This window comes from Desulfatiferula olefinivorans (assembly GCF_054657895.1).
The window spans coordinates 51,750-77,395 of record NZ_BAAHXV010000021.1 but is presented as its reverse complement, the minus strand read 5'-3'; the positions used below and the strand labels follow the sequence as shown (position 1 = coordinate 77,395).

The window sequence follows — 25,646 nt, the reverse complement described above, 5'->3', positions numbered from 1 at the left end:
CCCGTTCCTTCCCGCCGTTTTTCTCCCGATGCATCACCGAAAAGACCCATGACGAATGTCTGGATCGGTCAGCATACCGATCGCCCGATGTGATTTTTTTTTGCCAACCCAGGACCCAAGGAGAACGCCATGAAAACACTGTTGTCAAGCCTTGCCCTCATCCTCAGCCTTTGTGTGATCGGCTGCTCCCAGCAGAATAACGGCGACGAGGTCGGTCAGACCGCCCCAAAAACCCGGTTCGCCACCATCGGGACCGGAGGCATCACCGGGGTTTACTATCCCACCGGCGGGGCCATCGCCAAAATCGTCAACGCCAAACGGGATGTCTACGGACTGCGCTGTACCGTGGAATCCACCGGCGGCTCCGTCTTCAATGTCAACGCCGTCCTGTCCGGCGACCTGGAATTCGGCGTGGTCCAGTCCGATCGCCAGCATCAGGCCTACCACGGCCAGAAAGAATGGCAGGACGCCGGACCCCAGAAAAACCTGAGATCGGTCTTTTCCCTGCATCCCGAAGCGGTGACCCTTCTGGCCGCCGTGGACGCAGGCATCGAAACCTTTGCGGACCTGAAAGGCAAACGGGTCAACATCGGCAATCCCGGTTCGGGCCAGCGGGAAAACGCCATCGATGCCCTGTCCGCCTCGGGCATCGACTACACCAAGGACATCCTGGCCGAATCCGTCAAAGCCGCCGAAGCGCCGGGCCTGCTCCAGGACGAACGGCTGGACGCCTTTTTCTACACCGTGGGGCACCCCAGCGGGGCCTTCAAGGAAGCCACCTCGGGCCGCCTCAAGACCCGGTTCATCGCCATTCCCAACACCGACGATCTGATCAAATCATTCCCCTACTACGCCAAAACCCATATTCCCGTTTCCTTCTATCCCGGCGCGGCCAACACCGCCGACACACAGACCTTCGGCGTCAAGGCCACCCTGGTGACCTCGGCCGCCGTGCCCGACGACGTGGTCTACGCCGTCACCAAGGAAGTGTTCGAGCATTTCGAAGAATTCAAGAACCTTCACCCGGCCTTCGAGGTCCTGACCCGGGAAGGCATGCTCGAAGGTCTGTCCGCGCCCATCCACCCCGGCGCGATGAAGTACTACAAGGAAGCGGGCCTCAAACCCTGACGGCTTCGTAAAAAGTCCGATTTCTGCGTTGCGCTTCATCCCTCGTCACTGCGGCGTACCCCAAGTACGCCTCATTCCTCGGGATTCGCGACGCCTTGAACTCGAACTTTTTTCTTTGCCGTCATGTGATGATTTTTTACGAGTTCATCAACACTGACGGGGTGATGCATGACACACGATGTGAACCAGACCCCTGACGACGAGGGCCGTGACCGGATCCGGGAACTGGCCGAGGAGGAAGCGGGGATCAAACGCAAGCCCTCGGGGTATGCGGCCTTCATCATCCCGGCCGTCGCGGTGTGCTGGAGCCTGTTCCAGCTGGCCGTGGCCCGGTGGGTGACCGTAAGTTCCACCCACACCCGGGCCATTCACCTGGGCTTCGCCCTTCTGATCGTCTTTCTCAACTACCCGGCCCTGAGGCGGCCCCGGCGGGGTCTCGCCGCCCTGGCCGCCAAGGACCGGATTCCCTGGTTCGACGCGGCGCTGGCCGTCCTTGCCTGCTGGTCCGCCCTGTACCTCGTCATCCATTACAAGGAGCTGGTCTACCGCTTCGGCAACCCCACGTCCATGGACCTCACGGCGGGCATCTGCCTGGTTCTGCTGCTGCTCGAAGGCACCCGGCGGGTCATCGGCCCGGCCCTGCCCGTCATCGCCGTTCTCTTTTCCGCCTACGCCTTCTTAGGTCCCTACATGCCGGATCTGATCGCCTTCAAGGGCACCTCCCTCAACCGGTACCTGAGCCAGATGACCATGTCCACCGAGGGCATCTACGGGGTGCCCCTCGATGTCTCGGCCCGGATCGTCTTTCTGTTCGTCCTGTTCGGGGCCATGATCGAAAAAGCCGGGGGCGGGCGTTATTTCATCACCCTGGCCGTCAGTCTTCTGGGCGGATTCCGGGGCGGTCCCGCCAAGGCCGCCATCCTGGGCAGCGGTCTCACCGGCATGGTGTCCGGGTCCAGCATCGCCAACATCGTCACCACCGGCACCTTCACCATTCCCATGATGAAGAAGGTCGGCTATCCCCCCACCAAAGCCGCCGCCATCGAAGTGGCGGCCAGCACCGACGGCCAGCTGGCCCCGCCCATCATGGGGGCCGCCGCCTTCATCATCGCCGAATATGTCAACGTTCCCTACATCGACGTGGTCAAGGCGGCCGCCGTCCCCGCCTTCGCCTCCTACGCGGCGCTGTTTTACATCTCCCACATCGAGGCGGCCAAACTGGGCCTTTCCGGCATTCCCCGCAAGGAACTGCCCCCCTTTTTCAGCACCCTGTTCAGGGGGTTCCACTTTCTGATCCCCCTGTTCTTCCTGCTTTACGAACTGGTGATCATGCGCCACTCCCCCGAGCTGTCGGCCTTTCACGCCGTCTGGGTGATGGGCCTCGTCATGCTCATCCAGAAGCCACTGATCGCCTTTCAGAAAAAAGAGCCGGTCCTGCCCGCCCTGGGACGGGGGGCCGCCGACATCGTCTCGGCCCTGGCCGCAGGCGGACGCAATATGGTGAGCGTGGCCCTGGCCACCGCCGCCGCAGGCATCATCGTGGGCGTGGTGGCCCTGGGACTGGGGGGGCTGATCACCCAGATCATCGGCGCCGTCTCCATGGGCAATATCTTTCTGATGCTGGTCATCACGGCCCTGACCAGCCTTCTCATCGGCATGGGCCTGCCCACCACGGCCACCTACATCGTCATGGCCTCGCTCACGGCCCCGGCCATCGTGACCATCGGCGCGGCCCAGGGGTTTTTCGTCCCCCTGATGGCCGCCCACCTGTTCTGTTTCTACTTCGGCATCCTGGCCGACGACACCCCGCCCGTGGGTCTTGCGGCTTACGCCGCCGCCGCCATCGCCAAATCCCCGCCCATCGCCACCGGCATCCAGGGCTTTATGTACGACATCCGAACCGCGATTTTACCCTTCATGTTCATTTTCAATACGGACCTGATTCTGCACAACGTCACCAGCTGGTCCCTGGGCATCCTGATCTTTGTCATGGCCTGCCTGGGCAATTTCGCCTTCGCCTCGGCCACCCAGGGCTGGTTCGTCACCAAAAACAAAGTGTGGGAAATCCCCCTGTTTCTGTGCGCGACCGTCATCCTCATGCGCCCCGACCAGATTGCCGCATGGCTGGGTCTTGACCACGCCCTGCGTTACTGGACCTGCCTTTTGGGACTGATCCTGATGGCCGTCATCTACCTCATGCAGACGTTACGAAAGCGCTGATCCTTCCGGACGAACGGATCAGCGTTCCAGGCGGTGATAATGGATGTACAGCAGATAGATCCACCAGGCCAGCGCAAGAAGAATCAGCACGGTGCCCAGGCCGTGGGAGAAACGGGCCAGGGCGTGATCCCAGCGGAGCAGGCCCGTTTCGGTGAGAATGAATTCCCAGTCATGGAAACCGTAGGGGGAGGTGCGGCCGGTGTTGCCGCCCAAAAGGGGCATGGTCAGGCGGCGGGCATCGTCGATGTAGGGCGCGATGTCGATAAAATTCTGGCCCAGCCACCAGAGGCAGAACCCGGCCGCGAAGGTATCCCGGGTCTTGACCAGAAACACCGCCATGCAGACCAGGGGCATCAGAAGCTGGCCCAGGGTGCCGCCCAGAGACGTGATCAGTCGTCCGAAGGGGCGGAACAGAATGTGCCCCGCCTCGTGAAAGGGCAGGTTCACCAGATGCCAGAACCCCGACCCGAAGCCGGGGTCATTCACCGATGAAAACACAAAGGCCAGGCTCCACAGGGCAAACACCGCAAACACCAGGCCCCGGCCCGTAAACGCCACGGCATCGACACGCAAAGGCACCTCGAACAGAAGCCGGCCGATCAGGGACTCGTGATCACCCACTGCGGGCGACGAATCTTCCATAACCGGGGTTGGCGGACCAGAGACAACCCGGCTGTCCTGGGCTTCACGGCCCTTGTATTTGGAAAAAATCAGCCCGCACCGGGGACATTCCGCCATAGACCCTTCGGACGCAAAACCGCATTTGGGACAGACCATGAACCTTCTCCAGTTAATCTTTAAGTGATGTCTTGATACCAAACATAAAGTATTTCTTCTTTCCTTCAAAGCTCGAATTAGGGTCGATGATTTTTTTCGGGGTGTTGTCGGGCGGGGGTATGTCGCGGCAGGGAACACAAAAACACGCTCATCACGGTTGAACCGTATTGATTCAGAGGATCCCCCTGGAACGTTCCAAAGCATTTGACTTGCTTGCATTTATAAACTATGTTCGCTTGTATTATTGACCGTTGGCCCGGATTTCCTGGGGAGGGTGACCGGACCGTTCAACCCTGGGGGAGGATATCATAATGAAAAAAATCGGCATCATCGCGGACAGCACGGCGGATTTCCCGGAGCATCTGGCGGAGGCCATGGACATTCGCATCGCCCCGATCCACGTGTATGTGGACGGCGAAAATTTCCTGGACGGGAAAACCATCACCAAACAGGAGGTGATCACCTGCCTGAAAAAAGGGAGCCGGGTCCACACGGCCCCGCCCACACCCCATGAATACGCCGAAATCTTCGACGACATGCTCAAAACCCATGACCGGGTCGTGTCCTTTCACGTATCCAGCCAGTTTTCGGACTGCTACAAAAGCGCCAAAAACGCCCTGAACCTGTTGTTTGACGATCAGGAAGAAAAGGTGGAGATTATCGATACGGGGAATGTCTCCGGGGGGCAGGCCCTGATTGTCACCAAGGCCTGGGAACTGATCGAAGGCGGGGTGTCCCCGGGCAAACTCTACAAGCGGCTGGTTCCTTTCATCAAAAACAGCCCCTTGTGTTTTACCGTGGATGATCTGAAATGGTTGAAAAAAGGCGGCCGCATCGGCACCCTGGCCGCGGCCCTGGGAACGCTGATGAACATCAAGCCCGTCATCGGCCTGGTCAAGGCCGAACTCAAGCCCGTGGGCAAATACAAGGGCAAGGATCAGGCCATTCTGGGCATGATCCGGAAAGCGGTGGAGATCAGCCGTCAGATCGCCGGCGGGTACGACATCTGGGTGTCCCATGTCGATGATCCCGACTCCGGGGATTTCATGCGGACATCCCTGTCCGAACAGCTGGAGAAACCCCTTGACGACATCAAGATGGTGGAAATCGGCTCGACCATCGCCGCCCACTGCGGGCCGGGAAGCTGCGGCTGGGCCATTCTGCCCACCTTCAAATAATCAAACGGCCTCCGGCTGTTTCGCCGGAGGCCGTTTTTTTTCTCGCATGTCACGTCTGTTTTTTTTCAACGCCATAAATGTTCAGGCGGCTTTGAAAAACGTTCGAGGTCAAGGCTTGCGAAGCCCGAGGAATGAGGCGTACAAAGGGTACGCCGCAGTGACGAGGGCTGACGCGTAACGAAGAGATCGGACATTTTTCAACGCCGTCACTCGTTGGTCGGAATCAGGGCGCTGAGCCGGGCAATCAGATTGTCCGGATTTTCACAGAGCACCATCAGGCGCCGAAACATATCCACGGCCACGGCCTCCGCGCTGTCTTTGGACACGGTCCCCACGGTGGCCACAAAGGCTTCCGCATGGGCCCTGCTTTTGTCGAGCAGCGCGGTCAGACACTCGGACGATTCGACCGGATACCCTGAACGGGACAGCGCATCGGACAGCCAGAGCAACCCGTCAAAGGAAGCGAAGGCCTCCTGCCAGGGGCCGTCCTCCGCGCCGTTGATCAGATCATAGGCCGCATCGATCAGATCCCCGTCCGACAGCCGGGTGCAGACCAGGTCGCCCAGGCTGTAAATCGTACCGCTGATCATGCCGTCATGCGTTCCCTGTTTGAGGGGGAAGGCGTCATCGCCGATCCGGCAGAGCACCATGCCCGACGGATCCAGGGTCTCGGGAAAAAGCACCGTCACCGTGGCCGGCACCAGAAGATCCAGGGACGGCGTGATGGTGATGGTCAGCATCGGGGCCGGGGCGACCGATTTGGCGGTCCGGGCCGCCGGGGCCGGATCATGGGTGAGGGACAGGGAGACGGTTTGAGATTGGGCCAGGGCGCCCGAGGGCACATCCAGCGTCACCAGGGTGCCGTCCGACGCCGTGGCTGAGATGGCCCCGCCGCTGCCGCTGTTCAGAAGCACCGACCCCGCCCCGCCGCTGTTCACCGCCGGGGCGGACCCGTCGCCGGAGCCCGAACTGCATGCCGCAAGGGCCAGCATCATCCCAACCATCAGGGCGAAAGCACCCCGGCGAACGGACGGCGGAAGGCGTTCTATCCGCACCTCCGCCCTTTTCCTCATGACGTTCATAACGTATTCCTTCATCGTAGTTCGTTGCACGTCTTGTCTGTGGGTCACGGCGTCCATGATCATCATTCTCCGGACGCCGCAATGTCATAGTAGGTGATGTCCGAGAACGTGACTTCACTGGCCTGTGCCCCCGTGTGGGAGGAGACGGCGAATCCCACGGACAATGGCGGTATCAGGGTGATCGGCACCGTCGTTTCGGTCCAGGCGGCCCCGTCACTGCTGTATCCCGTGACAACCTGATTACTGTCACTGTCATAGTGCAGCCGGATGTAACAGCCGCTTGGCAGGGTACCCACATTGGTATCGGCAGTGTTTCCCGTGGTTCCGGCCGAATCGATCCGGGACTGGGCCCGGGCCGAATACGTGGTATCGGCATTTCTCATGATCAGCGAATACACGTTTTTCGCCGCCGGATTCCTTACGTCCTCCCGGATCATCAGGCCCGCTTTGGAATACTGTTCCTGATAACCGCCGGTAAACTGAACCCGGGCGATCATCTCAAATCCCGCGTCGAGGGTTTGATACACGAAATAGCCCTGATCTGCGGTATTCCAGTAATCCGACCCCGAAGCGATCACCGTCACGACACCGTCGCCCTCGACGAAGGATCCGGCGCCATTCCCGTAAGCGACGGATCCCATCGATGAACAGGACAAATCAAGGTCGAAATCACCGCTGCCTGACGCACCGGCATGGGTCACCTTGAGATAATGCAGACCACGGCTGAGGCCGTCTACGGAAAGCGGGAAAACCAGGTCCTGGGCCACCACCTGCCCGGTGCCGGTGATCACCGTCCCGGAAAGGACGCTGTCATCGAAGGTACCGGTCACATCCGCCGTCAGGTAGGTCTGGTGGGCCGGTGTGTCGAACCCGAAATAACGGACCTGCCCCGGCGCGATGGCCATGGTGGTGGTGCTGATCGGCTCGACAAAGGCGCCGTTGCTCTCGATGTGCAGATCGTAGGTTCCGGTGTCCACGCCGTCGTAACTGCGGACCGCCACGTGGTAGGTCCGGGGGATGCACTCGCAGTCCACCCCCGGGGTACAGTCGACGGCGGCCCCGATCACGCAGTCGGTCGGCGTGAAGGCGATGCGGAAATTCTGCCCGTCCGAGGGGTCGCTGCCGTTGTCGTTCATGGCGATGGTGCCGCACATGTCGTTTTTCAGATAGCCGAAGGTATCGAGCGGATTGTCTCCGTCGGTGGTAAAAACGGTCAGGCTTCCGGGATCCGTCGCCGCAGGCCCCGCCACGAATTTGAAATAATCGCTGTCGCCGGTGATGCCGATATTCGACTGGACAAAGCCGATGCTGGATTCTTCGAAGATGATGCTGCCGCCGTCCCAGAGGGCCGTGTTCCGGTTGGCCAACGTGGCGTCCCCGCATTCGTCCCCGTGATCGTCGCTGCCGCTTGCGTAGGCGATATGCAGCTCATAGGCCCCGATCTCCCGGGGCGAATACCCACGCACCTTCACATAGAAAGTCTGGGTTCCGGCATCGGGCACATAGTAGACCATGCCGAAATTATAGCCGTCGCTGCGGTCGTAGGCCGAATCATCGTTGCTCATCACCAGCTGGAACAGACCGCCGACATCCCGGAACAGATACCCGTAGGTGTCGGTGGACCCGGTGGTGTAGACCGTGAGGATACCCGGGCCCGTGAGGGTAAAGGTGAAAAAGTCGTCGTCACCGGCCAGATTGATGCCCCCTTGGGTGTAGGACACCGAGGACGGCGCCGTCGCCCCCAGGGCCAGGGGCCGGGCCTCGGTGAAATCGTTGCCCGTGGAGCCGCCGTCTCCGTCGTCGTCCGCGTCGGCATAATCCTCGACGGCATAGGTGAAGGTATAACTGCCGGTGTTAAGGACAAATTCCGGCTTGACATTCAGGTAGTAGGTCGCTCCCGCCGTCACGTCGAATGAAAGGGTTCCCGAACTCGAATAGGTCAGGCGGCTGTTGCCGGCATCCATCAGATTCTGGATCAGGTTGAACGCCCCCGGAGCGACCGTCGAAGTCAGGCGGCCGCTGCTCGTGGGGGTCAGCGTGAAGTAATCGATATCGCCGGGGTTTTCGATCACCCCCGACTGGGTTCCGGACACCGCCCCGAGTACACCCACCGGCGGGATATCGCCCGGGCAGACGGTGCTGTCGCAGTAATCGTCGTCCTGATCGAAATGGACGGCATAGGTTCCGGTGTGGGGGGAGTCAACATCCACCCGGGTCAGGGCCAGTTCCACGGTGTAGATCCCCGCCGCCAGATAAATCCCGTCGATGATAAAATTGCCGGCCGCGTCGTAATTCTGGTCGGCATGGGCAGCCCAGCCCGGCACCTCCGTCCCGTTCTGCTTGATGACGCCGTAGGTATCCGCGGTGCCGGTGGTGAAAATCCGAAAGGTGTTGCCGACTGCGACCTCAAGCTCGAAGGCATCGGCGTCGGCGCTCCAGGGCAGGGCCGGGTTGACCGCCGTTTCAAGACGGCCGATGATGCTGTTGAAGGCGCTGGTCAGCCGCGTCGGCTCAGGATCAGCCCAATTGTCGCCGAAATCGTCCAGATCCACGGAGAGTCGGTAATCCAGCCCCGATGCGCCGCTGATCTCAATGTAGTAGATCCCCTCATCGAGGGTCCGGGTCAGCCGCCCGCTCCAGGGCAGGGGCGTGTCGGCAACCGGCTGCCAGTACGATACATTGGCAGGCGACTGACTGTCCCCGGCCGCCTCCTGAACACAGCGGTAATAGGATCCTGCGGACTGGACCATGGTGTTGACCGGGTAGGTGACGGCATTGGACCAGTCCGGGCAAATGCCCTGGTAATCCGGATTGGCGATGCGGATGTCCGAAGCGGTGGTAAGGGGGTTCCCGTGACTGTCCAGAAGCCGGGCGCCCACAGGGCCCGACGAGGCGGCATGATCGCTCATCACGTCCACCGTGGCCCGGTAGGGCACGTCGATGCGGAACAGGTCCACATCCGTATCCCCGAAGATGACGCCGTCTTTGGGGTAGAAAAACAGGCGCGGCGGCGTGGCCGACACCGAGGCCCAGGGGTCGAGATAGGTGCTCAGCGGCCGGTACTCGGAATGGTCGTCCGACGAGGCCGCAAATTGGAGATGAAGGGTGTACTCAAAGGGTGTGAGATGGCTGTTGAGCGCCGACACACGGAGGTAATACCTGCCGGGCGTCACGAAGAACGGCGCTTCTTCGTCCACCCCGACCATGGCGGCATCGATGCTGAAATTACCGCTGACCGGAGCCAGTGACGCCCCGTTGTCCGCTATTTTTTCGTTCAGGGGATTGTAGATGTCGATCCGGGCGTTTTCCCCGACGGCGCATCCGGTGGTCCAGGCCGTGATCACACCGGCTTCGGTAAAATCCACGTAGAACCGGTCCCTGTCTCCGGGAACGGTGATATGGCCCGACTGCTGTCCCTCACCGCCGGTCAGGACCAGCTCACGGGGATCGGTCTCATCGAGCGGGTAATAACGGATGTCAAAGCCGTAATTCAGAACCGCGCCGGTGGTTTCCAGGCGGCTGCGGTCAATATGCAGGTAGCAGGTCCCGGCTCCGGGATTGGGATGAATGATCAGAAAGGATTCCGATCCGGTGTTTTCGGCGATGATTTCACACTCGGCGTCTTTGATCGCGGCGTCGACAAACCGGGGGGCGCTGTGTGCGAACACATCACCGCCGGCGTCGAATTTCGAGGTGAGGACCAGGGTGCCCGGGACCGTAAAATCCAGGCGGAAACAGTCCTCGTCATCGATGAAATCAATGTCCGACAGGACCTCCCGATCGGTGTATCCGGCATCAAAAAACGTGTTGCCAAAGGTGATGATATCGGAAGGATCCACGGTGTCGGCCACCGTACAGCTGTTGGCCACTGGATCGGTGACCATTTCACCGTAAAGATCGAACTGTCCTGCCGTGGCGCTCTTGTTGATCACCCCCAGATAATAGGGGACGCCGGCCCGGGCGTAAATGTAATCCAGGTGGACGTCCAATCCTCCGCCGTCATCGTCGGCAAGCAGATCCTCACCCACGCAGTCGGCGGTGAGATAAGCCCGAAGATCCACCGTCGAATCCTGGGTCCACAGACGCATGACTCCCGAAACGGCGGGAATGATCCGATAAAACCGAACCCTGCCGGAATGGAATTTGAGACCGGTGGCCAGATTGTCGCTGATCTGCTGAACACCTACGGCCAACGCCACATCCCGCCAGTGGTTGTTCGTTTCGAGATTGTTGTCGACCAGAAAACAGAAATTGAACTGGTCCGCCCCGATGTCGGGTCGGGACCCCAGATAATAGGGCCGCGGTTCGCCCTCGTAATCGGTTCCCGTGCCGTTGGCCCCCAGGCCGATGGCCGAGGACGTCATGCCCAGGTGGTAATCCGTGGTTTCCTGGAATCCGAGGTTGAAGCTGCTGGTGGCCACCTGGGCGTTGGGATAGGACTCGTACACCCCGTCGCTGATCTGGACCCGTCCGGGTTCGAAAATCATGGCGATACCGTCGGCAAGGAACTCGTAACGGCCCACGATATAGGAATTCGCAATATTGGGTTTCGGGGTGGTGCCAAGACCGCTGTCCTCACCGTCAACGGCATAATGATCGGCGTTACTTGCTACAATGATCGAGTTTAGAACCATCAGGGGCAGGTTACTGGCCGACTGGCTGATCACGTCACGGTTTGACGCGTTTCCGACAAAGGTGCAATTGACAATATTGGCACCGCAGGATTCCAGGTGAATGGCGTCGCCTTGGCGAGAGTATTGGAGTTCTGAATCGTAGATGCTGGCGGCGTTTCCGGTAAACAGGCAGTTCTGGAAGGTGGGGGTGGTTCCGGAATCGACGGCATACACCGCCCCACCCTTGGTTCCGGTGTTCGATCGGAACACACAGTTGATGAATTTGGGTTTGGCATTGTTGGCCACATGAACACCACCGCCGAGTTCGGCGCTGGAATCCCGGATGATGCAGTTTTCAATCACGATCGAGGTTGCGATGGCGATGGCCCCGCCCGAATACGCACAATTACTCCAGGTTTCGGTACACTCTCCCCGATTGCCGATGATGGTGACCCCCATGATTTTCGACCCCACGGCATCGGCGGGCTGGATCCAGAAGGTGGAGTGATCGGCATTGGTCCCGACGATCACGCAGTCGGCCGGGTTGCCGGTGGCGGAGGTCAGGGTCAGGGCCTTGCCGCCGAAATGAAGGTCTCCGGTTGTGGAGTGCGTGCCCGAAGCCAGACGGATCGTATCGCCGCTGATGGTGGTCGAGTTGTCGATGACGGTCTGGATGTTCGACCCGACGGCCACGTCGACGATTTTGGCCTGGGCCGGGGATGACAGGCTGATGCCGAGCAGAAAAAAAAGCGCCGGCAGGACCAGACGGCTCCTGCTGTTACGACTTACCATACGACTTCCTCCGAATATTTCCCATCAGCAGGACAACCATGGACCACTCCGGGACACCGGGCTCTCGGGGCGGGCCGTTGATCCAATCAATGCCCGTCAACGCGGCCCGGTGTTTCACCCGATTTCTTTGCCCACGGGCCGAACGCACGAGCGCTCCTGCCTATCGTGAGCGTGATAAATTTATAAACAATGTTCACTTTACCTAAACATAATTAAATGCAATGGCCAATCATTGGAATCATGATTTTCATCTGCTGAAAATATGATTTTTTCCGACCGTACAACAAAACGATTGAAAACACAAGAGGGGAATGCGTGATGCCGCTTTTTTTAAGGCATCACAACACAGGCGTGCGGCATAGCGACGGCGGACCGGCCCCGCGCTCACTGTCCCGAAGGGCAGAAAGCGTCAGGCGGCCTGTCGAACGAGGGGAATCAGACCGGACGGCCCCCGGCCAGACGGAATTCGGCTTCTGCGGGCCCTTCCATGTCCATCACCAGTTTCTGCTGGAGCAGCTTGGCGTCTTCCGTGTCGATCTTGATAATCGACCGGAAAATATTGATGATGTGCTTTTCGTCCCGGAGCATCAGTTCGCGGACGATGGCTTCCCGATCCTCAAAATAAAAATAGATGTTGCCTGCGGACATGCCCGCCTCGGCGGCGATGTCGCGCATGCTGATCTTGAAGATCGATTTTTTCTGAAACAATTTGGCTGTGGCGTCCAGAATAATCTCTTTTCTGGCGTTTCGGGCTTCTTCGCGAAGCTCTTCAAAGGTCTTTCTCGACATGATGTCCCCCAATTTATTGCATCAATCCATACAAGACATGACCCGCCCGACCCCCCCAAGGGCCTTTCGGCAGGTGCCTGATCCGGTTTCATCACCCTATCGCGCCAATGCCCATGCGTCAAGACACAGAACGCGGTTCATAAAAAAACGGCTGCAATGACTCGGGCGTCGATGCGTTCCCGTCAGGATTTACAAGGGTGACGAAGTGTGTTAGGACTCGTTTGGCACAGCAAACACTCTTTCATTAACACAGTTTCCGGATAATATCTATGGTTTCCATGCACATTCGAGTAATTCTTGCCGACGACCACCTTCTGGTCCGCTCAGGAATCCGGGCCCTTTTGGAACGGGACAGCCGCCTGACCGTCTGCGCCGAAGCCGACAATGGCCGCGACGCGGTCAAGCTGTGCCTGGAACTCAGACCGGATGTGGTGCTGATGGACATCGGCATGCCCGAGATGAACGGCATCGAGGCCACGCGACAGATTGTCCACGCGGGATGCAAAACCCGGGTCATCGGCCTGACCATGCACAGCCAAAGGCGCTTTATCGCCGGCATGCTCAAGGCCGGAGCGGTGGGATATCTTCTGAAAACCTGTACGATCGAGGAACTGATCACGGCCGTCATGACCGTGATGGAAGGGAAAACCTATCTGAGTCCGGCCATCGCCGACATTGTGGTCAAAGACTATGTGACCCACTCATCACGCGAGACCCTGTGCCGGTCCGCCGAATTGACGGGCCGGGAAAAAGAGGTGCTCCAGCTGATCGCCGAGGGAGTGTCCACCCGGGATATCGCCTCCCGTCTGTTCGTCAGCGAATCCACGGTCAACACCCACCGTCGCCAGATCATGGAAAAGCTCAATATGCACAGCATCGCCCGCCTGACCCGCTTCGCCATCCAGGAGGGACTTACCCCTCTTGACGGTTAAGGCCCATCGACCTTACTGGAAATGGGGGTTGTCGGCGACATCGACCTTGGTCCGACTGCTCTGGCCGTGGATGCCGGCGTATTTTCCCTGGGCCCTGTTCCCGGCTCCCCCGGTGATACTGGCATAATCCCCGGTGGCCTGGTTGTTGTTGCCGCCGATCACATTGGCGTATTTTCCGCCGATGTCGTTGTTGAACCCGGTGACGATTCCGCCGTAGGATGAATAATCGTTTTTGCTGCCCACAACGATGTTGTGGGAGCCGTCCCGTGCATCGACCCCCCGGGATTCGTTGTAACCCACAATCAGGTTGCCCCGCCCGTTGGTCTGATGGGTGGCCCCTCTCCCGTTGACGATCTGCACATTCATGTTACTAAAAAGCAGGGTGTCGTCCTTTCGGCTGACTCCGTCAAGCAGCGCTGAAAGCCGCGCCACGGTTTTTTCAAGCCGGGCGATCTTGGTTTCAAGGGCTCGCGTGGCCTCGGCGACATTTTTTTTCATCTCGTCGGACCGGACATATCCCGCCGGCATGACGGATGCCGGAAGAACCCCTGACACGATGGCGTCCGCCGAATGCGTATGCCTGAGGTCGGCTTTAGCGATCAGGGCTTTTTCGACACCCGTTCGCCGGAACCCGGGAGTACAGTCAGTAACGCCCATCTGCTGATAATTGGTATAAAGCGCGTTGATCGACATGCCGTCGAAGGCGCTCAGGTCGTTATGCCCGATCCAGGACAGATAGACTTCATTCATAAACATGAGGGTCTGCTCCGGACCGGTTTCGAACAGTACGGCAAACACGGCTTTTTTCCGTGGGGCGATCCGGGCCTCGAAGGCCACCGACACGTATTTTTCGTTCATCACATCGTAGCGGACGGGCCGGACAAAGGTCACGGAGCGTTTTCTCCGAAGCATCTGCCGTTCGGCCACCCGCCTCTGGGCCTCCTCGATGACCGGGCGATGCACCGCCATGGCGTCTGCCCCACCGGGAAGAAGGGCGAACAACTCCTCATAGTTCCCGATGACCTGAGCCGACGCAACCCCTGCCCCGAGCAGGAGCCACACAAGACACCCAAAAACCACACCTCCCTTGACCGGATTCATACCTCCCCCTTTGAAGCGAATTCATTCTAGAAATAGTCATCCATGGCGCGCTTGTAGTAAACGGGGTCCCCGGCCCGGACGGCCAGCTCCCGCAAGGTCCGATACGGGACCGACGCCGTCTGGATTCCGGCCACCATCGGAGGCACCACCCCGCCGGGATCGACCAGATTGATAAATTCCACCAGAGTATGGTTTCGATCGATGTACCGGAAATCGAACCGTGCGAAAAACGTGTTGACCCGGACCAGTCCCGGCGCCGCGGGCACGTCGTAATCGTCGGTCTGGTTCAGGGTCACCACCACATGATCGTTTTCCCAGTCATGGACCGATTCGACCCGGATGACCAAATCCCTGTTTTTCACGGGCCAGATCGCGTCCCAGACGAGATGGATTACGAAACGCCCCTTGACCGGCTGCTCGTCCAGCATGGCGACCACCGACGCCTCCCGGCATCCGGGCATCCAGGTTGGATAACCCGGTACATCCAGCAGCACCTCGAACAGGACTTCCCAGGGTTTGTTGATGATGCCCGTGGCCTTGTAGGTGGTAAAGGCCGAATCGGCGCTTTGTCCCGCATGAACGGTGACACCCTCTTTTTCCGTCACCAGCCGCCAGTCTTCGGGTAGAAACCCGGCATGCGCCCCCACTGCGGTGCAAAGCATCACCGTCAGGAGACTGACGAACACCTTGTGTTTTTTCATGATCGATCGTTCATGCCCCATCGGTGCCCCCATCCGTTTGAAGGTGACAGTCACAAGCGGCAACACCGCGCCCCACCAGGGAAAGCCTCGATCCCGATTAAAAAAACCATGTTGTGACACATGATACCGTTACAAAAGGTCGCCGCCTAAAATTTTTACACCTGTACTATTTAATCCGGGGGCCGTCAAGCATTTAAACGATCCTGCGCCGGCTGGACGAAAGGAACCGGACATCACAGAAACAAGACCCAGGCCAAGAGGCGTCGGGGCCAGGGCAGGCGGGGAAGGAGCCGCTTCAGCCACTGGGTTCGGACCCAGTTACCCGTGTTTTTCATGGGCGAATTCCCCATGATCGACAGACATTCCCGGGTCAGATCCATCAAGGCACGGGGGTCGGATTCAGCCATCATCCGACGGAACATCAGAAGCACGCCCGGAACCCAGCGGGTACCGTTTCTCATCCAGAGGCCCTTGTCCTCGTTCGCCAGCAGATGTGCGAACTGCTCCGTCAAAGCGAAAAATTCCTCGTCAAGGCCTTTGCGCAATGCCGCTTCGCAACAAACCGAGACAATATACCGGATCGTGTGGTCGTGGGGCACGAAGGCGATCAGATCCCGGCAGGTCCGGTAGAGTTCATCGAGGTCTTCGGAAATGGGCAGCCAGCCCCCCCGACGCCTCAGGCAGATCACGTAATTGGTCACGGCCCACATCTCACAGCCGGGATGGTTTCGCCAACCGGCCATGATATGCCTGACAAACCGGTAATCCCTCCGTTTGTCCGTCATATGCATGCGGCCAAGGGTTTGCCAAATGGGGGTGTGCCCCATGCAGTCCGACCAGTGACGGCGTGCATACCCCTTGACCAGACGATGCTCGCCGAGATCAAGCAGGGCATCCAGAATCATGGCCTGATACACCCCCCTGTCCCAATCCCTGGCCCGAACCATGTCCAACAGACGGATGAGGCGTTCAACGGTCCGGGAGCTGAAAAACCACCGGAAGGGGATCAGAGCGAACAGGAAACGGCGACGCGTTTCAAGGGTCTTAAGATTTTCAACCAGATTCAGAAACGCCCGTGGCCGAATTCTCTGACCGTTCTCCGCCAGATCGAGCAAGGCGGACAAGGCCCGGTCCATATGCCCGGCCTCCCGAATCAGCTCAAAAACCCGTTCGTCGGGCCAGGCATCCTCGCCGCCTTGTTTTGTCCAGATCCGGCAGGCACTGGCCACGGCGTCATCAAACCGGTTGAATTCAATATCAAGGGTGACCCGCCGGGTCAGAATATAGGGGGAGTCGGGCAGAAACCGCTCGATATCCGCGAGCACCCGTTCGGCCTCGTCAAAGGACTCCTCCCTGATCAGCTGATCGATCCGAAGGGTATGCAGGCGTTCGTAGCGGGGGAAATCGGCCAGGAGACGTTCCCATTGGGGGGCAAGCACCGCTTTCTCGATCCCGGCTTTTCCGAGCAGAATCAATCGGTCCGCCATAAATCGGGGATTGTCGGCCATCACCGGATGCACGGTGTGGAGAAGCTCTTTGGCCAGATCATAGTCCTCGTCGGCATCGAGCCAATGAATCAGCTGGGTCCAGGCCCAGTCGTAGGTGGGCCATTTCCTGACCACGGCGGCCATCTCGGCACGGGCTTCCCGGGTTTCTCCCTGCCGGCGTTTAATCCAGACCAGCCGTCCGTGGGCCGCCATGGGATCGTCCAGAATCGCCATCTGATGCGTCATCAGATCCCGGGCCTCCGCAAACCGGCTCTGGTCGGCCAGAAGCACGGCCAGGTTGTCCGCCGCATCATACAGGGTGTGATTGAGTTCAAGGGCTTTACAGAACGCGTCTTCCATCTCCTTTGTATCCGTATGGCTGTCGCTGCGAAGAAGGGCTTCACCGTAAAGCTGCCACAGATAGGCCCCGTCCGGATAGATGACGAGTCCGTCTTTCAGCACCGCCACCGCATCCTCATGGCGCCCGGCTTCCTGAAGACGCTGTGAGTACATGCGCCGGAGGGAAATATCCTCCGGCATGAGCGTCAGTCCGGCATCAAGGACGCCAAGGGCCTCGTCGTATCGGTCCGTGTCCCACAGCAGATCGGCCAGGTGGTGCCACCCCGGAACCGAAAGAGGGTCAAAGTCAAGCCCCTCCCTGAGCAGGGCGATGGCCTTATCGGCGTCACCGTTTTCGTTGATAATCCGGGCCAGCCTGTTCCGGCAGCCTTCGATCAGGGGATAGCGCCGGAGGATCTCCCGCAGAACTTCCTCCTCCTTGTCCGGCATCAGCAGGGTATGATAGGCCTGGGCCAGGGACTCCCACAATCCGAGATGGTTCGGGAACCGTGCAAGGGCACCCTCGAGAATCGCAACGGCCGTTCCGGCGTCGCTCCGCCCCTTGCCGTAGTTCAACAGCAGATCGACCATGGCTTCAATCAGTACCGGATCGTCGGGTTTCCGGACAGACCATCGCTCGACGCATGCTTTGGCTTTTTCGGCGCCAAACCGCTCGGCGACATTGAACGCCAGGGACCGGGCCCCGTGGAGAAACCCCACAACCCGGAACATGTGATGCTCCAGGGTGTCGAGCACGTTTAACTGCCGTGATTCGGCAAAGGACTGACTGACCTCCCAGATCCGTGAATAGCAATACGTGTAGGCCGGGTCATCCTCGATGGCTTTTAAAAAATGATCGACGGCACGGTCGAAATCCATTCGGCTGCTCAGGGTATCCGCCATCAGAGCATGGGACACGGGATGATCCGATGCAATGGATTGTATGCGTTCAAGCACCCCGTCCATCTCTTCAAGCATGGCGGCCCGCTGCCCACCGGACACGAGGTCCACACGGCTCAGGATCAGAAACCCCAGTTCATGCCAGGCCCAGATATCATAGGGATTGCGCCGGATTCGCCGGCGGATGTAGGCCTCCTGCTCCGATCGTTTATGAAGCCCCTTCAATTCATCGTAGTAGACACTCTCAAAGGCCTCATCGTTTTTGAACTCGTTTTTCCACTGTTCGGAAAGGGCCAGGGCGCTCAGGTACCCCTCTTTGCGTTTGTGACCAGCGAGTACATGCCGTCTCGCCTCGATATCGTGGGGACATTCCGCCATCCAGTCCCGGGCCAGGTCAAGGGCGGTTTCCCACTGCCCGGATTTGCGGTAATAATTGACGGCCGCCGACAGATACAAGATGCGCCGGCCTGTCTTCACGATGGCGGACAGGGCCTTTGCAGCCCAGTCCCAGTGGCCCATGCGCACCCAGAACTGAACCGCATAGGATGCCAGGTGCGGATCCGTTTCCCATCGGCTTCCCGCCTGGGTCATCAGGGCCATGGCCCGGTCCGGATACCCGTAATCCAGAAAGGCCTCCACCGTGGTGATGATCGCCTGACCGCCATGGATTTTCCCGGCCAGCCGGTCCATTCTCCGGACAAGGCCGTCGAGCGCCTCGGTTTCCCGGCCCAACCGGCGGAGGACATTGCAGGCCTCCCGGGCGTAATGGTCGTTGTGCTCATCCATCAGCGCAGCCACACGGCAGGGGATCTCCGCTTCGGCGTACTTCCCCTGGCGGATATAAATATCACCCAGGATATGATAGGCCTCGGACGACCAGGGGTCACGGGCGATGGCGCTGATCAGACAGTGTTCCGCTTCGGGAAAACCTTCGGCATTGTCTCCGATAAAATCGGCGTACTGGGCCACCCAGGACGTCGGCGGATACGCCCATTCCTTCTGTTTGCTGCTCCCCGGCATTTTCCCCCGGGTCACGATGTTCCTGAGCATGGCCCGGACAAAGGACTTGTTCCGGGTCCGGTGCAGATTGTTCAGCAGATCCTTCTGGATGATCAGGCATTCAGGATAGTCATTCAGCAGTTTCTTCTGAATGTCGATGGCCTGGTACACAAACCCGGCATCCGCCTTTTCCAGGGCCTCGAACCGCAGAGAAAACGGCTGCCCGGGCCAGGCGTCCACATACTCACGGATCCGCTCCAGGGCCTTGCCGGGGACGTTTTGTTCCATGTATCTGGAATAATCATGGTACGCCCTGGCCGGTTCATGGGCCCGGGCCGGGATGTGATCGAGCAGCGCCGCCCGTTCACGGGGAACGATGGCCAGTCCCATGGGGCCGATGGGTTTTTCACCCTCGTCAAAGCGATTGATCAGCACATGCACCAGGCGTTCGGACGACGGGTCATGAATGAGAAAGGTTCCGGTGCGTTCATCCAGACCCACCACGGCCACGGCGTGGGACGAGCTGACGTATTCGGTGATGGCGATGAAAGGAAGACCGGCCTTTAGCATCGAGACCATGAGTCCCGGGGTCAGGACACAGGCCCGGGTCTCGAAATCCCCGGCCCGGAACCAATCCTCGATCCGCCACATGGCCGTCCCGTTATAGGTCAGTTCCCGGGCCAGATCATCGTCGTCAATGGCGATGTCAAAGGTGCCGAGCACACTGGCCGCACTCGACGGCAGACAGGTGAGATGCTTCTGAAAAACGGCACGGAACGGCGTGACCAGGCGGCCGCCGTTCCGGTTGGCCCGGATGTTTTCAATCACCTGGTCGTAAAAGGGGCTCGTGGTGCCTTCTCCCTCGCGCATCAGCGCGTCGTAATCGCCCTGAAGCATGGCGATGTCCATACGGCAGGCCCTGATTTTTTCCCGGGTCGATTCATCGGCAAGGGGCGCCAGACGGTCCAGGCCTGCGGCAAGGCCATGGGCCTTTCGGGCCAGTTCCCGACGTTCGTCTTCACCGGCCCGCTCGGCCGTGGCACACAGATACCAGATGGCCGTCAGCATGAATTCGTAGGACTGGCAGCTGTCTATCCAGGGAGCAAACAAGTCGGTGATACGGGAGGTCTCATCCTTTTTCACCAGAATCCGGCCCAGGATCGATGCCACGGCCGGCATATGGGGTGACAGCTCAAAAGCCCTCATTGCCTCTGAAAGGGCGTCGTCCCAAAGGTCCTGTCTGAACAGAACATCGGCGGCACAGCAGGCAACCCAGTCATCATTGCACTGAAGGGCCCGGGCCTTGTCCAGCAGACGGTGTGCGGCATCGAAATCCCTGACAAAGGCATACAGGCACGCCGTTCCCGCATACCAGGCCGCCTGAAATTCCGGATCGGGAAAGCACAGGTCCGGAGCATCTTCGAAGGCCCGGATGTCGTCGATCACGGTCATGTCGTCGCTCTTCCGTCCGGCATAATACCGAACCAGCGAATGCTCCGGGTCAAGATCCATGGCCCGTTTGTAGAACACCTCCTGGATCTCGGTGCTTCCCAGTCGTCCGGACAGGCGGCCCAGATGGACGCAGCACTCACAGGAAAAGGTCTCCGCAGATGTGCGGGGGTCATCCCATATCCAGGCGTACCGGTGGTAGGCATCTATGAATCGATTGTCATTGTAAAGGACGAGAAGCTCCTTGAGATCAGGTATGGAATGGGTCATCTTACGCCGTTGGATGGGGTTGAAGGTCCATGGAATTCAGGGTGATCGTCCCGGAAGGACGCTGAGACACCGGATGTTTACCCGAAGTGAAAGACACTCCTTACCGTCCCCTCCCCACCCTGTCAAATCTTTTTCCAGGGCAGTGCCTGCAGTGACCCGTCAAACAGATGGGGTCAGGCATTCTGCTGTTCCAGACAGAAAACGGCCGCCGTCATCATGACGGCGGCCGTTGGGGTAAACGATTTGGGGTACGGCTCAACTCAGGGTTTTGCGGTCGTCGAGCAGGGTGATCAGGCGGTCGAGCAGGGCCTGCTCCTCGGGTTCCACCTGACGGCTGTCCTCCACGCTGCATTTCAGGATGTGGATGGCCACCAGGCGGTCTTCGGGCGTTTTGATCAACTCGGGAATGGTCTCGACGGCCAGATCGAAGTCACCCCGAAGAATTTTGGCCTGGCGGCTGATGATCCTGCCGATCTCGTCCTTGTCCAGGTTGACCAGATAGCGACTGGCCCGGACCAGGTCTTTGTAAAATTCAAGCTGATTGCTGTGGCTGACCTTTTTCTTGTAATTAAGGGCCATCAAGGCTCGGAACAAGCCTTCGGCCATGCCCCCCGTGCCCGAATGAACACGGTATTTTCGGTAGCAGCGTCGCCGCTTGCGACCGTCGGCACTGGGTTTTCGGTCCTCGCCGCCGAAGATCAGAGGCATCACCGGATGATCGTAGATCAGGTAGAACAACTGGTAATGCAACAGATCCCGCATGTCGCGGTAATAGTCGAACCAGGCGGCCACGCTGTCGGCCACCGAGGCCTCGATGCGCCGGTAAATGTTGTTGGGTGAGGCCGGACGACGCCGCTTTCGCACCGAAGGGGCCAGGGTCTTGACCGGAATGAAGGCCGGATTCAGGTCGGACAGAAGATACCGTTCATACCGAAGCGGATGACTGCGCCAGAACAACTCGGCGGTAAACCGGTTGGTGAACATGCGGACAAAGGGGCTGATCAGTCCCCGGTACATGCCGTCGTTGATCTCGGACAAACGGCTGACATACTTGAACTCAAGCTCGCCCCGGGGCTCGTTAAGGTCCATGATGTGTTCAAAATCCCGCGATTCGAAACGGACTTCCGGCTCACCCTGATCATTGGTCCGTGAATCGTCGATGACCATCTCGTAAAGACCCGGAGCCAGGTAATGCACCAGGTCCACATGACCGATCATCGCCTTGTGTTCCCGGTTGACCACCTTGCTGGACACAAAAATGCCCAGATGGCCGATATCCTTGTGCAGCAGATAGACGATCACCTGTCCGGCCTGCTTGATATCCTCCACCGTTCCCCACACCCGCATCACCCAGTTGAGGGCCTGCTGGGGCGCCGTGATGTTGTCTCCCTCGGAGGCGAACACGAAAATCGGGTCCTTCAGATTCTTCAGGTCAATGGGCCGGCCGTTTTCAAAGCTGACCTCCCCGGCTTCGAGCTTGTTGCCCACGAAAAGATCCCGGGTGATAAACCGGATCTCCTCGGCGGACAAAAAGAAAAAACCGTTCCACCATTTCTCGAAGTGAAGAAAACGGTCCCTCTCGGTATCGATGTTGGCGTAGAGGTTGTATTTCTTTTTCCACCAGGTGTTGGCCGGGTTCAGGTCCTCGAAATTTTTCACCAGGTTGGCCCCGTCGAAAAACCCGTTGCCCAGATCGGCGTAGAGCGACGCGGTCCAGATACCGCCCAGCATGCCGCCCTTGTAGCGTATGGGGTTGCGCACATCCTTGCCGGCCCAGTAGGACAGGGGTGATCCGTTGAGAAACAGCGGCCCGGTGATGTCGGGCCGGTCGGCCGCCAGAAGGGCCGTGGCCCATCCGGCCTGGCAGTTGCCGATGACGGCGGGCTTGTCCGCCGCCGGATGCAGCCGCCCCACCTCTTCGATAAAGCGGATCTGGGCGTTCACCACATCGGCCAGGGTCTGGCCGGGAACCGGAAACTGGGAGAACATCATGAAATACACCGGATGGCTGTTTTTCATGGCGACACCCACCGCCGATTCCTTTTTCATGGCCCCCACGCCGGGGCCGTGTCCGGCCCGGGGGTCGATGATGATCACGGGCCGGCTGTCCTCAGAAATCGTCACCCCTTTTTCCGGAAGAATCCGGGCCAGGGAATAGTTGACGGGGCGGTCTAGGTCCCTGCCGTCACACATGATCTCATAATCAAAATCGATGACCGGGGGCAGGCCTTTCTCATTTTCTTCGATAAAATCCGTGCCCTGCTGTCGGATGGTATCGACAAAAAGCAAGGCCCGCTGCCAGGTATCCCAGGTATACTCCATCACCTCGTTCACCCAGCCCATCATGGGAAAGGCGACGAAGGGATCGTCTGCCGTTATCGTATTCATAATTGCCCTCCTCAGGGATCGGGCTCGTTGCTGCCGATGTTCACAGCCAGACGTTCACTGATCTGGGCGGCTTTTGCGCTGTCGACGTAGGAAAGGATCTGACCGGCCGCCTCACCTTTCATGCTCAGAAATATTTTTTCGGCAATCACGATGTCCATTTTGTTGATGATTTCACCGGCCTGTTTGGGTTTCATGTTCGAGTAAACCTTGACAAGCTGCTTGATTTTCCTGTCTTCCGCTTCTTCCCGAAGCCGTTCTTTTTCGGATTTCTTCCTGTCGAGTCTGGCCAGACTCTGTTCGATCAGCTCATGGGTCCGGGCAAGCTCGGCCATTTTGTCTTCCAGTTCCTGCTTGAGGGCATTGAGCTTTTCCTGTTCCTTTCGGATGCGCTCTTCCTGGTTCTGCAACTGGATGCGTTTTTCCTCCAGGCCGTCAAGCATCACTTTCACGTCTTCGGTTGCGTTATTGTTATCGGCGTCCTCCCCGGTTTCCTTAACATCAACATTCGATGGGGCATCTTCGGGCCGGGGCTCATCGGCGGCGTCGGCCGCGGCCACCACCGCCCCAAGGCCCGGAACGGCGCCGTCCCGGTGCGCAACCAGCACGCCGGCGATCAGAATGTTCAGCACGATGAAAAAATAAATCCATGGTTTGACCGTGCAAAGACGCTTTTTTTTCATGCCTGCCCCTCGTTTTACGAATCCGTATCCTCGTCCTTGATTCCGGAAAGACGGGACACCAGAACCATTTCATCGGCCTGCTTCTGGAAGGTCTTTCCCGCCTCCTCCACGTAATCGGCCTTCCGACGTTCCTTGAGATTGGCGATAATTTTCCGTTCCACCGATTTCACCGTCAGTACCCCGCGTTTTTTTTCGGCCAGCCGGGTGAGCTGAACCAGATAGGACCGGGCTTCGATGAGATTCTGTTCGAGTCCGGCCAGGTAATCCATGTACCGCCCCATGTCGAGGGCCGTGATGCCCGCTTCGGAACGGATTTCCAGCTCGGACCTGGCGCTGTCCCTGCTCTGTTCAAATTCCTCGATCAGCGCAGTGACGGCGTTGATCTCCGCCTGGACCTTGGCCAGTTCCTGCTGGGCCATCTGTTCCAGATGTTCCCGGTAGCTGAGCAGGGCCTTCAGGCTGAACTGAAACTTCTTCATATCAGGTCGCCATCACCGCTTTCAATTTGTTGAGAGAGACCGCCAGGTTGTCCATCCGGTCGATGGGCTGACGGAGCACCTCATCGATTTTCGGTTTGAGCGCGATGGCCTGGTCGATCAGGGGGTTCGATCCCTTGGCATAGGCCCCGATGGTGATCATGTCCTCGGATCCGGCGTAGGCCGAAAGGAGCCGGATCAGTTTCTCCCGCAGGGCCAGATGCTCCGGGCCGGCCACATCCCGGGCCACGCGGCTGACGCTCTCAAGGACCTCGATGGCCGGATAGTGGCCCCGGTTGGCCAGCTTCCGGGACAGCACGATATGGCCGTCCACGATGGATCGCACCGTGTCGCCCACGGGATCGTTGAGATCGTCGCCTTCGACCAGCACCGTATAAATGCCCGTGATGCTTCCCCCGCCCTCGAGGTTGCCGGCCCGCTCGAGCAGAATGGGAATCCTGACAAAAAACGACGAGGTGTATCCCCGGTTGGTGGGCGGTTCCCCGGCCGAGAGCCCCACATCCCGCGAAGACATGGCGAAACGTGTGATGGAATCGATGATCAGAAGCACGTGTTTGCCCCGGTCCCGGAAATACTCGGCCAGGGCCGTGGCCAGGTAGGCCCCCCGCATGCGGATCAGGGGGGGCATGTCCGAGGTGGCGGCCACCACCACGGATTTTTTCAGTCCCGCCTCGCCCAGATTGTTTTCCACGAAATCCTTGACCTCCCGGCCCCGCTCTCCGACGAGACCGATGACGGTCACATCGGCCTCGGTGTGTTTGGCCATCATGCCCATCAGCACGCTTTTGCCCACGCCCGATCCGGCCATGATGGCCACCCGCTGACCCCGTCCCAGGGGAATCATGGTGTTGATGGCCGCCACCCCCACATCCATCAGTTCCGTGATGGGTTTACGCTCCATGGGGTTGAGAGGTTTGCCGTACAGGGGGTAACGGGCGTCGGGCACGATGGGGGGGCCGCCGTCAAGCGTCTGGCCCATGCCGTCGATGACACGTCCGAGATACCCTTCACCCACCTCCGCTTCCGGGCCCTTTTCCAGCAGCACAATGCGGCTGCCGGCCCGGATGCCCCGAACGTCTCCGTAAGGCATCAGAAGCACCCGGTCATCCCGGAATCCCACCACCTCGGCCAGAATCGCCTCACGGCCTTCGGTCCGGATCGTACACAAACTACCGACCCCGGTGTTCAGGCCGACGGCTTCCACGATCAGCCCCACGACCTTGACCACCCGCCCTTCGAGCCGGATGCTCAGGCAGTTGTCCACGGCGTGATGGTAGCTGTCCCAGTTGATGGCGTAATCCATGGTCGTCATGTGCATTTTTTC

Annotated in this window: 15 protein-coding genes; 4 read left to right on the top strand and 11 right to left on the bottom strand. The window is 59.3% G+C overall.

The features are described 5' to 3' along the window. Window positions 1–129: 129 nt before the first annotated feature. Window positions 130–1,128: a TAXI family TRAP transporter solute-binding subunit gene (locus ACYQ11_RS14780; RefSeq protein ID WP_459924572.1), complete on the top strand. Its 999-nt coding sequence runs from the start codon at window positions 130–132 to the stop codon at window positions 1,126–1,128. 168 nt (window positions 1,129–1,296) lie between these two features. Continuing rightward, entirely contained in the window at window positions 1,297–3,348 is a 2,052-nt protein-coding gene (locus ACYQ11_RS14775; protein WP_459924571.1) for a TRAP transporter permease, read from the top strand. Between the two features lie 18 nt (window positions 3,349–3,366). On the opposite strand, the gene ACYQ11_RS14770 is transcribed toward ACYQ11_RS14775, so the two are convergent. Next, window positions 3,367–4,125: a zinc ribbon domain-containing protein gene (locus ACYQ11_RS14770; protein ID WP_459924570.1), complete on the bottom strand. Its 759-nt coding sequence runs from the start codon at window positions 4,123–4,125 to the stop codon at window positions 3,367–3,369. Window positions 4,126–4,436: 311 nt separating this feature from the next. Between ACYQ11_RS14770 and ACYQ11_RS14765 the strand changes: the two genes are divergently transcribed. Continuing rightward, window positions 4,437–5,303: a DegV family protein gene (locus ACYQ11_RS14765; protein WP_459924569.1), complete on the top strand. Its 867-nt coding sequence runs from the start codon at window positions 4,437–4,439 to the stop codon at window positions 5,301–5,303. 206 nt (window positions 5,304–5,509) lie between these two features. On the opposite strand, the gene ACYQ11_RS14760 is transcribed toward ACYQ11_RS14765, so the two are convergent. From ACYQ11_RS14760 to ACYQ11_RS14750, 3 genes are all read right to left on the bottom strand, one after another. Further along, window positions 5,510–6,385, bottom strand: coding sequence for a hypothetical protein (locus ACYQ11_RS14760; protein ID WP_459924568.1), 876 nt, complete (start codon window positions 6,383–6,385; stop codon window positions 5,510–5,512). A gap of 62 nt (window positions 6,386–6,447) precedes the next feature. After that, window positions 6,448–11,790: a DUF1349 domain-containing protein gene (locus ACYQ11_RS14755; protein ID WP_459924567.1), complete on the bottom strand. Its 5,343-nt coding sequence runs from the start codon at window positions 11,788–11,790 to the stop codon at window positions 6,448–6,450. Window positions 11,791–12,225: 435 nt separating this feature from the next. Beyond that, window positions 12,226–12,579: a TetR/AcrR family transcriptional regulator gene (locus ACYQ11_RS14750; RefSeq protein ID WP_459924566.1), complete on the bottom strand. Its 354-nt coding sequence runs from the start codon at window positions 12,577–12,579 to the stop codon at window positions 12,226–12,228. A 269-nt stretch (window positions 12,580–12,848) separates the two neighbouring features. On the opposite strand from ACYQ11_RS14750, the gene ACYQ11_RS14745 reads away from it, so the two are divergent. After that, complete coding sequence (locus ACYQ11_RS14745; RefSeq protein ID WP_459924565.1) at window positions 12,849–13,511, top strand: response regulator; 663 nt, start codon at window positions 12,849–12,851, stop codon at window positions 13,509–13,511. 12 nt (window positions 13,512–13,523) lie between these two features. Here the strand turns inward: ACYQ11_RS14745 and ACYQ11_RS14740 are convergent, their stop codons facing one another. The 7 genes from ACYQ11_RS14740 to ACYQ11_RS14710 all read right to left on the bottom strand — a co-directional run bounded on the left by ACYQ11_RS14740 (window position 13,524) and on the right by ACYQ11_RS14710 (window position 25,634). Beyond that, the gene (locus tag ACYQ11_RS14740; protein ID WP_459924564.1) at window positions 13,524–14,612 is read right to left on the bottom strand and encodes a hypothetical protein; all 1,089 of its coding nucleotides are present in this window, start codon (window positions 14,610–14,612) and stop codon (window positions 13,524–13,526) included. A gap of 26 nt (window positions 14,613–14,638) precedes the next feature. Then, window positions 14,639–15,313, bottom strand: a complete 675-nt coding sequence (locus ACYQ11_RS14735; protein ID WP_459924563.1) for an START domain-containing protein — start codon at window positions 15,311–15,313, stop codon at window positions 14,639–14,641. Between the two features lie 233 nt (window positions 15,314–15,546). Further along, the gene (locus ACYQ11_RS14730; RefSeq protein WP_459924562.1) at window positions 15,547–20,757 is read right to left on the bottom strand and encodes a tetratricopeptide repeat protein; all 5,211 of its coding nucleotides are present in this window, start codon (window positions 20,755–20,757) and stop codon (window positions 15,547–15,549) included. A gap of 255 nt (window positions 20,758–21,012) precedes the next feature. Further along, window positions 21,013–23,145 (bottom strand): DUF3141 domain-containing protein, encoded by a 2,133-nt coding sequence (locus ACYQ11_RS14725; RefSeq protein WP_459924561.1) that lies wholly within the window; start codon window positions 23,143–23,145, stop codon window positions 21,013–21,015. Between the two features lie 11 nt (window positions 23,146–23,156). Continuing rightward, window positions 23,157–23,825, bottom strand: coding sequence for a MotE family protein (locus ACYQ11_RS14720; protein ID WP_459924560.1), 669 nt, complete (start codon window positions 23,823–23,825; stop codon window positions 23,157–23,159). A 14-nt stretch (window positions 23,826–23,839) separates the two neighbouring features. Further along, the gene (gene fliJ / locus ACYQ11_RS14715; protein ID WP_459924559.1) at window positions 23,840–24,304 is read right to left on the bottom strand and encodes a flagellar export protein FliJ; all 465 of its coding nucleotides are present in this window, start codon (window positions 24,302–24,304) and stop codon (window positions 23,840–23,842) included. 1 nt (window position 24,305) lies between these two features. Next, complete coding sequence (locus ACYQ11_RS14710; RefSeq protein WP_459924558.1) at window positions 24,306–25,634, bottom strand: FliI/YscN family ATPase; 1,329 nt, start codon at window positions 25,632–25,634, stop codon at window positions 24,306–24,308. Window positions 25,635–25,646: the final 12 nt, after the last annotated feature.

Coding starts and splice junctions, on each gene's coding strand:
- ACYQ11_RS14780 (WP_459924572.1), top strand. CDS start 130: ATGAAAACACTGTTGTCAAGCCTTGCCCTCATCCTCAGCCTTTGTGTG.
- ACYQ11_RS14775 (WP_459924571.1), top strand. CDS start 1,297: ATGACACACGATGTGAACCAGACCCCTGACGACGAGGGCCGTGACCGG.
- ACYQ11_RS14770 (WP_459924570.1), bottom strand. CDS start 4,125: ATGGTCTGTCCCAAATGCGGTTTTGCGTCCGAAGGGTCTATGGCGGAA.
- ACYQ11_RS14765 (WP_459924569.1), top strand. CDS start 4,437: ATGAAAAAAATCGGCATCATCGCGGACAGCACGGCGGATTTCCCGGAG.
- ACYQ11_RS14760 (WP_459924568.1), bottom strand. CDS start 6,385: ATGAACGTCATGAGGAAAAGGGCGGAGGTGCGGATAGAACGCCTTCCG.
- ACYQ11_RS14755 (WP_459924567.1), bottom strand. CDS start 11,790: ATGGTAAGTCGTAACAGCAGGAGCCGTCTGGTCCTGCCGGCGCTTTTT.
- ACYQ11_RS14750 (WP_459924566.1), bottom strand. CDS start 12,579: ATGTCGAGAAAGACCTTTGAAGAGCTTCGCGAAGAAGCCCGAAACGCC.
- ACYQ11_RS14745 (WP_459924565.1), top strand. CDS start 12,849: ATGGTTTCCATGCACATTCGAGTAATTCTTGCCGACGACCACCTTCTG.
- ACYQ11_RS14740 (WP_459924564.1), bottom strand. CDS start 14,612: ATGAATCCGGTCAAGGGAGGTGTGGTTTTTGGGTGTCTTGTGTGGCTC.
- ACYQ11_RS14735 (WP_459924563.1), bottom strand. CDS start 15,313: ATGAAAAAACACAAGGTGTTCGTCAGTCTCCTGACGGTGATGCTTTGC.
- ACYQ11_RS14730 (WP_459924562.1), bottom strand. CDS start 20,757: ATGACCCATTCCATACCTGATCTCAAGGAGCTTCTCGTCCTTTACAAT.
- ACYQ11_RS14725 (WP_459924561.1), bottom strand. CDS start 23,145: ATGAATACGATAACGGCAGACGATCCCTTCGTCGCCTTTCCCATGATG.
- ACYQ11_RS14720 (WP_459924560.1), bottom strand. CDS start 23,825: ATGAAAAAAAAGCGTCTTTGCACGGTCAAACCATGGATTTATTTTTTC.
- fliJ (WP_459924559.1), bottom strand. CDS start 24,304: ATGAAGAAGTTTCAGTTCAGCCTGAAGGCCCTGCTCAGCTACCGGGAA.
- ACYQ11_RS14710 (WP_459924558.1), bottom strand. CDS start 25,634: ATGACGACCATGGATTACGCCATCAACTGGGACAGCTACCATCACGCC.